Genomic DNA, 12,782 nt, shown 5'->3' with positions numbered 1-12,782 from the left:
GTAAAATATTTTCAAAACCGAATATCTTTTTAAGCTCTTTATTTTTCAATACAATGCATAATTTTTAATTAAAAACTGATTTATAAATAGTTATAGAACTCATCACAATCACCAATGTTCCGATAATCACAAACATTTTCTTCACAGGAAGCTTTGCAGTAAGCATCGCTGAAAAAGGAGCCGTAATAATTCCGCCAATCAAAAGGCCGAGAATGATATTCCAGTGCTGGATTCCCAGAGTAAAGAAAAAGGTAACAGCAGCCGTTATGGTAAGGATAAATTTGGCTACGGTAGAACTTCCTACTGCAAATCTTGGGGTAAAAGCATTTTTAATCAAAGTTCCGGTTACCAGAGGTCCCCACCCACCACCGGCAAAAGAATCTATAAAACCTCCTATCACTCCCAGTCTGGTAAGATTGGTTTTTCTTTTCAATGCTTTGCTCTGTTTTTCTTTAAAAGCATTCGATAAAATCTGAATTCCGAGATATAAAGTATAAAAAGCAATCAGTGTTTTGGTGATCTTCGCATAATATTCTCCAAGGTAAGTAAGGCTTACCGCACCAATAACTGCCCCGATAACTGCCGGCACTGCAAGCTTCTTCACTAAACTCTTACTGACATTCTTCAATCTGATATGGCTGAGACTTCCCGCTGCCGTTGTAAAACTTTCTGCCGAATGGATACTTGCACTCACAATATGAGGCGGAATATTCAGAAGCATAAGTGTGGTGGTACAGATCACTCCATACCCCATTCCCATTGATCCTGCAACAATTTCTGCAAAAACGCCTACCAGAAGCATCCAGTAAAAAATGTAATTATCTTTTGCCAGAATGGTCTGCAGCTCTTCCAGATATCCCAGCTCATACATTGAAAAAACAGCAATAGATACAATGACAGCCGTCACCAGAAGGACATTAAGCCTTACCTGAATTTTTCTTGAAATCACCATATCACAGAGTTGTTTTAGTACATATTACCTCATTACCTGCGGCTTCGATAACAAAAACATCTGATATCTGCCTGCATAAGATTTGTTTTCCGGATAAAGCAGATGCAACAGTTGAAGATACTGTCACGCTGGAAGAGGTAAACGTTTGTAATGGGTATGCTTCTTCTTTTGAAACCATAATTTATTCATTTGAAGTATTGCAAATATCTGATAAAAATATTTATTCTACAAAATAAGTAGACTAATAATTCAAAAAAAAGGATCAGGTCAGTCGACCAGATCCATTAAAGTTTTTTTCTCAAGAATATTCAGTGAAGCATCCCGAACTTCTATCAGTACATCATGAAGTCCGCAGTGATCTTCATTGCAGTCGTCACATTTTTGATAAAAATTCAGACTTACACAAGGAAGCATGGCAATAGGACCGTTTACAAGACGGATAATTTTGGCCAGTTTCACATTTTCAGGTTTTTCCTTCAGAAAATATCCTCCACCCTTTCCTTTTTTACTGTCAAGAATTTCCGCCTTTTTTAGTTCAAGCAGAATATTTTCCAAAAACTTTAAAGGAATTTTTTTGTGTTCCGCAATTTCGGAAATAAGAATCGGGCCTTCATTTCTTTTTTCTACAAGATATGAAAGCGCCTTAAACGCATATTGAGATTTTTTTGAAAGCATTACAGCAAAAATAAGAAAATTGTTTAACATTTGAAAAGAGCAGATAAAGGTGGACAGGTAAATTTGTAAATTTGAGGTATTCCATTACGTATTTTTGCGTATCCGGCTTATCCGTAATTTTACGGTTTCAGTACCACATTTTTGCCTTTCTCCTATTAAATCATTATGTTTGCTGTATGTTCAGTAAACAAGAAGCACAGCAGTTAAAAAAGGAATTTTGGACAGCTTTTGGAAGATCATTTCCCAGAAAATGGATTCTTTATGATACTAAAATCAAGGATATGGCATTTAAATTTTCTGCCGATAATAAAAAAGCAGAAGTTTCTCTGGATATAGAAATGAAAGACGAAATTTTCCGAAACGCCTATTACGAAAAGATCTGGTCATTGGAAGATATTTTAAAAGATTTCATTGGAGATTTTCAAAAAGAAGAATACTTCACCCTTGAAAACGGTAAGATTATCAGCAGGATATGGATAGAAAAACATGGTGTTTCCATTTTTAATAAAAATACATGGCAAGAAATTTTTGAGTTTTTTGTGGACAAAATGGACGGTTTCGAAAGGTTTTACTATGAATATGAGGATTTTATAAAGGATATATGAAATACTTACGAAATAAATACTGTTTCACACTTCAAGCTTAGATAAAAAAGAAAACTTATCTTTGTGATACCCACTTAAACTAATAGATGAAACTAAATAATATGATTAAAAATGAGAAAAGTGTACAAAAACATTTTTGGAGAAATTATCTCCAAAAGTAAAGCTGTGAAGCTAAACGAATATCATCTGTATTATTATGAGGAAGATTCTGATTTTCTAAAAGAAATCGAATTCATCAACGAGGACAGTGTTTACAATATCAATTATTTTCTAAGTGACGAAGAAGACGAAGCAAAGGTAGTAGATTATCTCAGGGAAAAATCTGACTTTTTTGATATTGAAAAAAAAGAGACAGGCGACGGATTTATTATTTCTACCAATAAATTGTATTCCTTATCAGTGGACGAGCTGCCCTTAATTTCTAAAACTGTTTTCAAAGCGGACGACCCTGAAAACTTTATCTGTTCTCAGGTCATCGATAACGAAACTTATGAACCACAGCTCGAAAGAACCGTAAAATGCTGGTATACACAGGACGAAAGCGGTGAAAAATATGCTGCTATAGAATGCAGCTATCAGGAAGACGGAAAGCTTGAACTGGCTGTAGACAAGACTCCTGATCCCGACAATGAAGAAAACTGGGTCCAGTATGATTATGATACCTTCCAGGATCTTCAGGCACAGATCTCTACCGATATCAGTTATTACAGAACTGCTGCTTTACTTCCAAAAGAAACCTATCAGCAATAATCTATAGTTTTTATCACCAATCTCAAACATTATTGAATATAGATGTGACCTCAACTTTTTTACCGCCCGGAAAATAACTGAAGTCCAGCTTACAAAACTGCAGGATTTAAAACAGATTTTCCTGCATTGAAGATTAATCTTTAGAAAAATAAATAGAGACTGTTTCAGGATTTGAGACAGTCTTTCTATTTTTTAACCTACTCAATCTGTAACAAAACTATTTCACCAGGTGTCTTATTATTAAAAAACATATGGGAAGGATTTTATTATCAATGGTAATTTCAGTGATGTTGATATCATGTCATTCGGTGAAGGAGGTTCGTCATGCTAATTATGATGTTAGAGATTCTCTGGATTCGGATGTCAATGCAATATACCAGCAAGGCTTATTCAACGGGTTTGCGGTTTCTGTTGTAAATGAAAAATCGACTTTATACCAAAAGGGATTTGGCTTTTCAGATGTGAAAGAAAAGAGATTGTATACTGAAAATACGATACAGAATATTGCATCTGTTTCCAAAACATTCGTTGGAATTGCCCTTCTTAAAGCTCAGGAACTCGGAAAATTGAATCTGGATGATCCTGTTCAAAAATATTTACCCTTTAAAGTGGTTAATCCTCATTTCCCACAAACTCCGATTACCATTCGACAGCTAGCAACCCATACCTCTTCTATTCTTGACAACGAATTTTATTTATCTAGAAATTACTTTCTGAAACCTGATCAGAACCTGAATGGAGTAAAGCTCAATTTTGATGATGAACAGGTATTCAACCCTGCAGATTCAATAATTTCAATGTCTGGTTTTTTAGAAAATGTACTGGCAGAAAACGGAAAATGGAATACAAACAGTTTCTCTGCCAACAAACCGGGATCAATCTATGAATATTCCAATGTAGGAACTGCTTTGGCAGCCTTTATTATTGAAAAAGCTACCGGACAAGCCTTCAATAATTTCACAAAAGAATACATCCTGAAACCTTTACATATGAAAGGTTCAGGCTGGTCATTTGAAGAAGTAAAGTTTTCTAAATTCTCCAGGCTGTATGAAAATCCCCAGACTCCACTTCCCTATTATCTATCTGCAACATATCCTGATGGTGGGTTTATTACAAGCATCAACGACCTGAGTAAATATTTAACCGAACTTATCAAAGGCTACAATGGAAAGGGAACCATTCTGACTCAGAAAAGCTATAAAGAATATTTTACCCAGCAGCTTACGGCTTCCAACTTCACGGAACGAAATGATAAAAATCCCTACAGCGAATCTTATAATGTGGGAATATTTATGGGTTTTGGTTATACAGGATATATTGGCCATACCGGAGGTGATCCGGGAGTAATGTCTATGCTGTTTTTTGATCCGAAAAATAATCTGGGAAGGATTATGATTTTTAATACAAATTTCTCGGATAAGAAAGGGAATGATGCTTTTTATGGAATCTGGAATGTACTGGAGAAGTACCAATTGAAACTATAAGCCAGCCGAGTTACAATCGATTATTAATAACAATTCTGCGAACAATTCATTAAACTGAATTGATTCTAAACAGGATTGAATCATATTACAATAAAAAGTCCGGAAGATTTTTTCTCCCGGACTTTTATATTTTATCCAAATTTCTTTTTCCTCAACCAGAAGAACAATCCTCCGATAAGGCCGATAATCGCCAGTGGAAGCAGTAAATTCAGCCACTGCCATGTGGATTTCTCTTCAGTAATTCGTTGTCTGTCAAGAAGTCTTTCTTCGATATTTCTGTTTCTAAGCTCCATCAGGTTACTGTCATCCAACAGATAATCCAAGGCGTTTCTAAGGAACTGTTCGTTTCCAAATTGCTCGTTCGTAAGCAAATCTACCCCTAGTGGAAGCGGTTTTCCTTTGATCACCTTATTTCTTCCTACATCACCGTCTGCAATAACGATCATTTTGTTTTCCGGGCTGGATGCTTTGAATCCGGGATAGGATTTTCTTTCAATTCTTGATGCATAAGCAGAATTAAATTTCCCTTCCAATGCTACCGCAAAGATTTTCGGTGTACTTGGTTTTTCCATTTGTCCAAGGCTGTCTACGCTTGCAACCTCTTTCAGATCCACATAGTTTGGAACCTGTTTCAATAATGTCCTTTCACTGGATTCGAAAAGAACTTTTGTTTTGATATTCTTTCTTCCTCCTAAAGTATCAATAGAAGTTGGAAATTCAAATTTTACAGGGTTAATATTTTTTGTAACCGGATTATTGTTTTCGGCTATTCCAAGCGGAAAATATGGCCAGGGTAAGCTTGTATATTGAGGATTTCCACTCACTTCTCCTGTCACTAATCTTAACAGGGCAAACTTCTTAACGTCTTTTACCAAAGCAGGATTAATTCTCAGCCCATAATTGAAAAAGAAGTCTGTCATGTTGATATCTACAGGGAAAGGCATTACTTTTTTGGATCTTGTTAAGGTATCCATTTCAGCATTTACGGCATCAATCATCCAAAGGGTTTTCCCTCCGTTCATAATGTACTGATCAAGAATTACTTTTTCATTATCTGTAAATGCTTTTCTCGGTTTTGCAATCACCAAAGCACTCATCTGCTTCAATAACGGGATATCTTCCAACGAAAGTTCAGTTTGATTTTTAGGAATAATAGGCCCTGCATCATAGTTTTCCATTGCCAGCTGTACAAATCCCTGGAATTCGTCCGGACTCAATTCATCCTGATTAACCAAAATCCCAATTTTCTTTCTTTTTGCTGCTGCAATATTTTTAATGTTGGAAACAAGGTTATATTCCAATCCTTCAATAGATCTTGTCAACTGCTGATCGGCATCAATTCCTGCCTGTTGTACCACCAATGGTATAGAAACGCCATCATTTCCATGCTTGATCACAGCATATGGGAAAAGCGTGATCTGTGAAATCTTCCCGTCTTTTACATCCGGAAGAATAGACGGCTGCATCCCCATCGCCATCAAAGTGTCCTGAGACATTTTTGTTTTAATCGGATCGATGAATTTAAAATCAATCTTCGGATTAATTTTTCTGAATTCTTCCAGCATGAATTTCGTTTCACTTTGCAGCTGTTTGAAACTTGCCGGAAAATCACCTTCCAGATACACTTCAACAGTCAGAGTTTTTTTTACGGACTCCAGTACTTTGATTGTGCTATCAGAAAGGGTATATCTTTTTTCTTTTGTTAAGTCTAATCTTATGCCCGAATAGGTCAGGATAATTACCAATGGAACAATTGCAAATAAGAAAATTCCCAGTGGAGATTTAGCATTGATCTTCTTCATAACTCTACTTCTTTTTGTTTATAAAATGATTGGACAATACTAATGAAGCACCAATAACAAGAACAAAATACGCTATATCTTTAAAATCAATAAGCCCTCTTGTAAAACCTAAGAAATGCTGATAAAAACCAATATTCTGAAGGATAAAGTCTGCTCCTCCCAAAAGTTTATAACTTGCTAATTGCTCGATTCCGAAATACATAATAAAGCACATGAAAACACCCAACAGATAAGCCATAATCTGATTCTGAGATAATGAAGAAGCCAAAATTCCCACTGCAGCAAATGCCGCAATTAAAATAATCAATCCAAGGTAACTCCCAAAGGTCATTCCAAGGTCTATATTTCCTGCAGGAACTCCCAGCACATATACTGTATAAAGGTAAATCAATGAAGGAATAAGGCATAGAATCCCAACAATCCATACGGAAAGGAATTTTCCGGTTACGAGTTCAGAAACTTTTAACGGCTGTGAAAAAAGCCAGTTTAATGTTCCTGTTTGCTGTTCTTCCGCAAAAGTTTTCATAGAAAGGGCCGGAATGATAAACATCAGCAGCCATGGAACCAATACGAAATAGCTCTGAAGCGAGGCCATTCCGATCTCAAAAATATTAGAATCGTTGTCGAAAAAGAACAGGAAAAGAGTTGCTATCAAACTGAAAGCGGCAATGATCACCCATGCACTCCAGTTTCCAAAGTAACTCCAAAGTTCTTTCTTTAAAATTGCAATCATAGTTTTTTTGTAAGATGTAAAAAGGATGAATGTACTCAGACATGCGCCCTACTCCACAATTATTTGTTTTTTTTATTTTTATTAACCAGTTTCACTGTCATCATGATCAGAAATACAAGAACGAAAAATCCTGCAATTAATTGCCACCAGTATTCGATCACCATTGATTTTAAAATCACCGTAAATACGACTAGAAACAGAATGAAGGTAGCAATTTCATTGGCCTGTCTCAGTTTTATATTGGCAATTGGCAGTGTATTTCCATGTAATTCCTTTAAATGAAGGACTTTTTTCCAGCACCAGTAATGGTAAATGGCAAGCCCGATCAGGAAGGTCAGTTTTAAGTGAAACCATCCCATTTTCATCAAACCGGTATTTAAAAAAATCATGACCAATCCACATACTGTCATGATTACCCCCGCAGGTACGGTAATAATATTCCACAGTCTTCTGGCCATAAAGGTGTACTGCTCTCTCAGAATTTTCTTTTTCTCTTCAGGAAATTCATCAGTATCCTTATAGTAAACGAAAATCCTCACGAGATAAAAAATTCCCGCAAAGTAGCTTACCATGAAGATAATATGTAAAGCTTTGATGATGGTATACAGCATCCTAAAAATTTGTTTGCAAAGATAGTTTATTTCGGAAAAAAAGAGAATTTAATCTAAAATCTTTAGCTTAAAATAATAAAGATTAAATATTTTTTAGAATTTAAAAATGAATTTCATATCAACATTAAAATTGAGACTCAAATTGGAACCCTGCCGATTTGAATGATAGTCAAAGGGAAGACCATCTACAGGAGCATAGTCTTCTTCCTTTCCTGTCATATTAGTATAAGAAATATTTTTTTGTCTGATACCAAAGCCAATTTTAGGCATAAAGCCAAACCATGAAGACTCTTTATGAATCAAAATGCTGTAGTTAATATTTAAGCCATATTTAGTTCTTTTATAGTCTGCTGAGCTAAAAGAATAATAAACATCATTTTCGTCATAATATTTTCCTGAAATATTTTTTCCTATCTGATTTAAATAGAAAGCTTCTGCTGATACAAAATGTTTTAATCTTGATTGAGGCGCCAGGCTGTAAAAAATTTCCGGTTTTATCTCAAAAACCCTATTTTTCCCCTCAAAATTGCCAATATTTACGGGTGTTATTTTGTCGGTTCCGTATGCCAATTCGCTTCCCACTCACCATCTTTCATTTATTTTCCGCATATAACCTATATTATAGCGTTGGTCACGAAAAGGAGCAAAAGCACTTACAGTAAGTATTGATTTGTAATCATCAGATTGAGCATAAATTGTTTTGAAAAAGCTAAAAAAAACAAAAAGAAATAAATATTTTTTCACAAAATGGTTATTAGAATTAGTGTTCCAAATATATTATATTAACGTCTATTCAGCAATAGCATTTTATGATGATTAATGTAGTACTGAAGATTTTTCATAAAAAAACAGGATTTCTCTAAATATAAGAAATCCTGTTTTCATTCTACAAACGTAGAACTTTTTATATTAAGAAATCACGCCTAATTCTTTCCCAACTTTTTCAAAAGCAGCAATCGCTTTATCTAAATGTTCTTTAGTATGAGCAGCAGATAACTGTACTCTGATTCTCGCTTTTCCTTTCGGTACTACCGGATAGAAGAATCCGATTACGTAAACACCTTCATCCATAAGCTTTTCAGCCATTTTCTGAGAAAGAGGTGCATCGTAAAGCATTACCGGAACAATCGCAGCATCTCCGTCCGGAATATCAAAACCTTTCGCTTTCATTTCCGTTCTGAAATATTCTGCATTTTCCATTACCTGATCACGAAGGGAAGTGTTATCAGAAATCATATCCAATACTTTCAGAGCAGCTCCTACGATTCCAGGCGCTAAAGAGTTGGAGAATAAATAAGGTCTTGAACGCTGTCTCAGCATATCAATGATTTCTTTTTTACCGGAAGTAAAACCTCCTAAAGCACCTCCTAAAGCTTTTCCTAAAGTAGAAGTGATGATATCTACTCTACCCATTACTTCATTAGCTTCGTGAGTTCCACGGCCTGTTTTTCCGATGAAACCTGTTGCGTGAGAGTCATCTACCATTACCAAAGCATCATATTTATCAGCAAGGTCGCACACTCCTTTTAGGTCTGCAACAATACCGTCCATTGAGAATACTCCGTCTGTTACGATAATTTTGAAACGATGGTTCTTTTCAGAAGCAGCAATTAACTGAGCTTCAAGATCCGCCATATTATTGTTTTTATATCTGTATCTCGCTGCTTTACAAAGACGAACACCATCAATGATAGAGGCATGATTCAATTCATCTGAAATAATAGCATCTTCTTCCGTAAACAATGGTTCAAAAACACCACCGTTTGCATCAAATGCTGCTGCATAAAGGATGGTATCTTCAAGACCTAAAAAGTCAGCGATTTTTTTCTCCAAATCCTTGTGAATATCCTGTGTTCCGCAGATAAAACGCACTGATGACATCCCATATCCATGAGATTGAATCATTTCCTGAGACGCTTTCATTACTTCCGGGTTGTTGGATAATCCCAGATAATTATTCGCGCAGAAGTTCAAAAGCTTTTTTCCGTTAGCTTCTATTTCTGCACTTTGCTGAGAGGTGATTATTCTTTCTCTTTTGTAAAGTCCGTCATTCTCAATATTCTGAAGTTCGTTCTGTAAATGTTGAAGGTATTTTTCAGAGATCATTTTTGGTAATTTTTTAGATGTGCTAATTTACTAAAAAGGCAGTAAAATAAAACCTTTTATATGTTTAATTCTAAAAAATCAATTCAGGTTTAAGTTTTAACATTATTAGTCTATAAATTTAGTAGGATAATATTTATATTTGTTTAAAATTTGAGAGCATGAGATTAAAGCCGGTACAAAAAATAAAGACAATCAATTCAGAAACCTTTATTAATAACCATATGAAGCCGAGAATTCCAATTATTATTGAAGATTTTATACATCCGGAAAGCCCTGCCTTCAAAAAGTGGAATTATGACTATTTCAAAGAAATTGCAGGAGATCATAAGGTAAACATTTACGGTAGTGAACTTGATTCCCTTGATAGAGTGGCAAGTGATCCTATAGCCCAAAGCACATTTTCAGAATATCTGAATCTTATACAGTCTGCTCCTACTGAACACCGCCTTTTTTTATTTAATTTATTGAAAATAAAACCCGAACTTAAAAATGATCTTATCTACAATGATGTTACGAGTGGTAAAATACTGAAATGGCTGCCTTTTATGTTTTTTGGAGGTGAAGGTTCTGTAACCAGAAACCACATTGATATTGATATGTCACATGTCTTCATTACCCAGTTTCAGGGAACCAAAAGAATCTGGCTCTTCCCGTGGGAACAGTCCGATTTAATGTATAAACTCCCCTACAATTTTCACAGCCTGGCTCAGATTAAAAATCCAGATTACAGAAAATATCCGGCTCTACGTTATTTAAGTGGTTATGAAGCAGTCATTCATCCCGGAGAGACACTTTATATTCCTTCCGGATGGTGGCACTATATCCAGTATGATACGGAGGGATATTCTATCTCAGTAAGAGCGCTTCCATCAAGCCCTCTCGAAAAATGGAGAGGATTTAAAAATTTAGTCATCACCAGACATTTTGATAATTTCATGCGTAAATTATTCAAAGAAAAATGGTTTGAGTACAAAATAAAGACAGCCCGAAAAAGAGGAGCTAAAGCGGCCAGAAAACAAAGAAGCTTTCAAATCTGAAAGCTTCCTGTTATTTTATCGTTAATGACAAGTAAAATACTTATTGATATTTTACAGTTTTTAATTTTAATGTTTAATGAATTTGATGCTCTTTTCATCAATCGTAATGAAGTAAGTTCCTGGAATCAGTTCTGAAATTCCAATCGCTTTACCTGGCTGATACGTTCCTTTTCCTACCAGTTTTCCATCTACAGCATGAATCGTAAAATCTGAAGCTCTGTTTATTCCTTTCAGATTAATTTCATTTTTTGCAGGATTTGGATATAGACCAAAACCTTCCTTCTCAACAGAAGAAACACTTAAAGTATTATCCTGGGTAACAGTAGAGTTTTTCTCCAGAATCTGGTACTCATAATTGAACTGAACACTAGCAATAGGGAATGTTACAGATTCTAAAAAACTTTGGTTATTTGTAGTATTGTTAAGAACCAGATACGCAGTCTGCCCTGAAGTTCCGGTTACTTTTATAGGTAAAGGCATTTCAAAAAAGCTTACGGCAGAGCTGCTTTGTGTCTGAGAAACTTTAAATAAAGCCTGATTACCGCCCTGCATCCATTTTATAGTATACGTAGGATATCCTTCCCCATACACCCAGTCATTGAAAAATCCTGTAAAATCTGTCCCGGTAGACTGAAGCAAAGAAGCATTAAAATCTGCAGTACGCGCATAGCTGTAAGCCAGATTCGGTCTTGCGTGATAATCTTTAAGCACCTGATAAAAAACAGCATCACCTAAAATCCACTTCAACATTCTCAATACATATCCTCCTTTGGAATAAGACAGTCTGCTGTCAAATATTCTGTTGATACTTGAAAGTCCGGTATCCGGTACATACACCGTTCCTGTTGTACTTGCTGTAATATAACTGGATTGACCTTGCAGATAATTCAGAAACTCTGTATTGGTCATCAGTAGTTTTTCATTGGCAAGATGTTCTCCAAAAGTAGCAAAACCTTCATTCAGCCAGATATCATTCCATGCACCACAAGTTACCTTATCTCCAAACCATTGGTGAGTAAGCTCATGGGCAATAAGCTGCTTGCTCCAACCTCCCATAGAAGACATTGTCTGATGCTCCATTCCTCCTCCATACATAAATTCCATATGTCCGTATTTTTCATTTCGGAAAGGATAAGAACCAAAATAGGTTTCAAAAGTATTCATCACTTGTTTCGTCCATTCAATATTATTCAGACTGGTTTGATTTGAATTGGTGGAAGGATAAATATAGTTGACAAAAGGAAACGGAGGGTTTCCGATGGTATCAGTAAGCTTGACAAAATTAGTAATGGAAAGTGCAATCAGATAAGCCGGCGTAGGATACATTGTTCTCCAGAAAGTAAGCTTCGTAGATCCTGTAGGAAAAGTTTCGGACATTAGTTTTCCATTGGCAGCAACGCTGTAATTGGATGGCGTTGTAATTTTGAAATCAAATCTTTCAATTTTATCATTCAAACTTTGTTTTGTTGGAAACCAGTCTTGTGCACCATAAGGTTCGTTTAACGTAGAAAGTACCGGAACTCCGCCCTGAGTAGCTGTTGTGAAGGCTCCATTGGCACTAGGCGGCGTACCTGAATAGTGAATCGTCAGAGAATCCAGTGTATTGGCAGTGAGCGGAGCTTGAAAATCAATTTTCACTTCGTTGGAAGGAAGTTGTTGAAAAGTAAGGTTGTTCCCATGATATTTAACCTGAGAAACCGTTAAAGAAGTTGTCAGATCAAAATAAATACTGCCTATATTCTGAGTAGGCTTAAAATGAGAAGTTACCGATCCGGAAATAGTATTGGAAGCCGGATTAAGAGTAACATCCATTCTTTGATACTTTAAATCGTAATTCAGAGTATTGGGATTTGTATTCCCGATATTCATTTTTTGCGTAAAGGATTTTTTCTCTTTTTCGATCAATCCTTTCATATCGATGTTTTGCTCATGCTTCTGGCTATAGAATTGCTGGGAAATTAAAAATCCCAACACCAAAAGGTACAATTTTGTCATGTTTAGAAAAATTTAATCAAATATAAAAAAAA

At 35.6% G+C, this 12,782-nt stretch carries 13 protein-coding genes; 5 read left to right on the top strand and 8 right to left on the bottom strand.

The window, feature by feature from the left end; all coding sequences use genetic code 11:
* Positions 1 to 64: 64 nt before the first annotated feature.
* Positions 65 to 952 carry a sulfite exporter TauE/SafE family protein gene (locus CHRYMOREF3P_RS21775; protein WP_077415184.1) on the bottom strand — a complete coding sequence of 296 codons (888 nt, stop codon included), beginning with the start codon at positions 950 to 952 and terminating at the stop codon, positions 65 to 67.
* Between CHRYMOREF3P_RS21775 and CHRYMOREF3P_RS21770 the strand changes: the two genes are divergently transcribed.
* On the top strand, positions 940 to 1,188 hold the full coding sequence (locus tag CHRYMOREF3P_RS21770) for a hypothetical protein (protein ID WP_139348489.1): 249 nt from the start codon (positions 940 to 942) through the stop codon (positions 1,186 to 1,188). The genes CHRYMOREF3P_RS21775 and CHRYMOREF3P_RS21770 overlap by 13 nt on opposite strands.
* Positions 1,189 to 1,219: 31 nt before the next feature.
* On the opposite strand, the gene CHRYMOREF3P_RS21765 is transcribed toward CHRYMOREF3P_RS21770, so the two are convergent.
* Positions 1,220 to 1,627 (bottom strand): RrF2 family transcriptional regulator, encoded by a 408-nt coding sequence (locus tag CHRYMOREF3P_RS21765; RefSeq protein WP_077415878.1) that lies wholly within the window; start codon positions 1,625 to 1,627, stop codon positions 1,220 to 1,222.
* A 176-nt stretch (positions 1,628 to 1,803) separates the two neighbouring features.
* On the opposite strand from CHRYMOREF3P_RS21765, the gene CHRYMOREF3P_RS21760 reads away from it, so the two are divergent.
* From CHRYMOREF3P_RS21760 to CHRYMOREF3P_RS21750, 3 genes are all read left to right on the top strand, one after another.
* Positions 1,804 to 2,232 (top strand): DUF4268 domain-containing protein, encoded by a 429-nt coding sequence (locus CHRYMOREF3P_RS21760; RefSeq protein ID WP_077415186.1) that lies wholly within the window; start codon positions 1,804 to 1,806, stop codon positions 2,230 to 2,232.
* 120 nt (positions 2,233 to 2,352) lie between these two features.
* The gene (locus CHRYMOREF3P_RS21755) at positions 2,353 to 2,982 is read left to right on the top strand and encodes a hypothetical protein (RefSeq protein WP_180565513.1); all 630 of its coding nucleotides are present in this window, start codon (positions 2,353 to 2,355) and stop codon (positions 2,980 to 2,982) included.
* A 251-nt stretch (positions 2,983 to 3,233) separates the two neighbouring features.
* Positions 3,234 to 4,466 (top strand): serine hydrolase domain-containing protein, encoded by a 1,233-nt coding sequence (locus CHRYMOREF3P_RS21750; RefSeq protein ID WP_180565512.1) that lies wholly within the window; start codon positions 3,234 to 3,236, stop codon positions 4,464 to 4,466.
* A 131-nt stretch (positions 4,467 to 4,597) separates the two neighbouring features.
* Here CHRYMOREF3P_RS21750 and gldG read toward each other — a convergent pair whose 3' ends face one another.
* From gldG to kbl, 5 genes are all read right to left on the bottom strand, one after another.
* Entirely contained in the window at positions 4,598 to 6,268 is a 1,671-nt protein-coding gene (gene gldG / locus CHRYMOREF3P_RS21745; RefSeq protein ID WP_180565511.1) for a gliding motility-associated ABC transporter substrate-binding protein GldG, read from the bottom strand.
* 4 nt (positions 6,269 to 6,272) lie between these two features.
* The gene (locus CHRYMOREF3P_RS21740) at positions 6,273 to 7,001 is read right to left on the bottom strand and encodes an ABC transporter permease (protein WP_047376920.1); all 729 of its coding nucleotides are present in this window, start codon (positions 6,999 to 7,001) and stop codon (positions 6,273 to 6,275) included.
* Between the two features lie 59 nt (positions 7,002 to 7,060).
* The gene (locus tag CHRYMOREF3P_RS21735; RefSeq protein WP_077415194.1) at positions 7,061 to 7,612 is read right to left on the bottom strand and encodes a CopD family protein; all 552 of its coding nucleotides are present in this window, start codon (positions 7,610 to 7,612) and stop codon (positions 7,061 to 7,063) included.
* Between the two features lie 93 nt (positions 7,613 to 7,705).
* Positions 7,706 to 8,194: a hypothetical protein gene (locus CHRYMOREF3P_RS21730; RefSeq protein ID WP_180565510.1), complete on the bottom strand. Its 489-nt coding sequence runs from the start codon at positions 8,192 to 8,194 to the stop codon at positions 7,706 to 7,708.
* Between the two features lie 327 nt (positions 8,195 to 8,521).
* Positions 8,522 to 9,718: a glycine C-acetyltransferase gene (kbl, locus tag CHRYMOREF3P_RS21725; protein WP_180565509.1), complete on the bottom strand. Its 1,197-nt coding sequence runs from the start codon at positions 9,716 to 9,718 to the stop codon at positions 8,522 to 8,524.
* A gap of 158 nt (positions 9,719 to 9,876) precedes the next feature.
* Here kbl and CHRYMOREF3P_RS21720 point away from each other — a divergent pair, with 158 nt between their 5' ends.
* Positions 9,877 to 10,755: a cupin-like domain-containing protein gene (locus CHRYMOREF3P_RS21720; protein ID WP_077415200.1), complete on the top strand. Its 879-nt coding sequence runs from the start codon at positions 9,877 to 9,879 to the stop codon at positions 10,753 to 10,755.
* 66 nt (positions 10,756 to 10,821) lie between these two features.
* Here the strand turns inward: CHRYMOREF3P_RS21720 and CHRYMOREF3P_RS21715 are convergent, their stop codons facing one another.
* A complete protein-coding gene (locus CHRYMOREF3P_RS21715) occupies positions 10,822 to 12,750 on the bottom strand; it encodes a M1 family aminopeptidase (protein ID WP_180565508.1) in 1,929 nt (642 codons plus the stop codon).
* Positions 12,751 to 12,782: the final 32 nt, after the last annotated feature.

Origin of the sequence: Chryseobacterium sp. JV274 (assembly GCF_903969135.1) — a bacterium.
Taxonomy (GTDB): domain Bacteria; phylum Bacteroidota; class Bacteroidia; order Flavobacteriales; family Weeksellaceae; genus Chryseobacterium.
This window is presented reverse-complemented; position numbering and strand designations above follow the sequence as displayed.

Coding starts and splice junctions, on each gene's coding strand:
- gldG (WP_180565511.1), bottom strand. CDS start 6,268: ATGAAGAAGATCAATGCTAAATCTCCACTGGGAATTTTCTTATTTGCA.
- CHRYMOREF3P_RS21740 (WP_047376920.1), bottom strand. CDS start 7,001: ATGATTGCAATTTTAAAGAAAGAACTTTGGAGTTACTTTGGAAACTGG.
- CHRYMOREF3P_RS21760 (WP_077415186.1), top strand. CDS start 1,804: ATGTTCAGTAAACAAGAAGCACAGCAGTTAAAAAAGGAATTTTGGACA.
- CHRYMOREF3P_RS21720 (WP_077415200.1), top strand. CDS start 9,877: ATGAGATTAAAGCCGGTACAAAAAATAAAGACAATCAATTCAGAAACC.
- CHRYMOREF3P_RS21735 (WP_077415194.1), bottom strand. CDS start 7,612: ATGCTGTATACCATCATCAAAGCTTTACATATTATCTTCATGGTAAGC.
- kbl (WP_180565509.1), bottom strand. CDS start 9,718: ATGATCTCTGAAAAATACCTTCAACATTTACAGAACGAACTTCAGAAT.
- CHRYMOREF3P_RS21715 (WP_180565508.1), bottom strand. CDS start 12,750: ATGACAAAATTGTACCTTTTGGTGTTGGGATTTTTAATTTCCCAGCAA.
- CHRYMOREF3P_RS21765 (WP_077415878.1), bottom strand. CDS start 1,627: ATGCTTTCAAAAAAATCTCAATATGCGTTTAAGGCGCTTTCATATCTT.
- CHRYMOREF3P_RS21750 (WP_180565512.1), top strand. CDS start 3,234: ATGGGAAGGATTTTATTATCAATGGTAATTTCAGTGATGTTGATATCA.
- CHRYMOREF3P_RS21775 (WP_077415184.1), bottom strand. CDS start 952: ATGGTGATTTCAAGAAAAATTCAGGTAAGGCTTAATGTCCTTCTGGTG.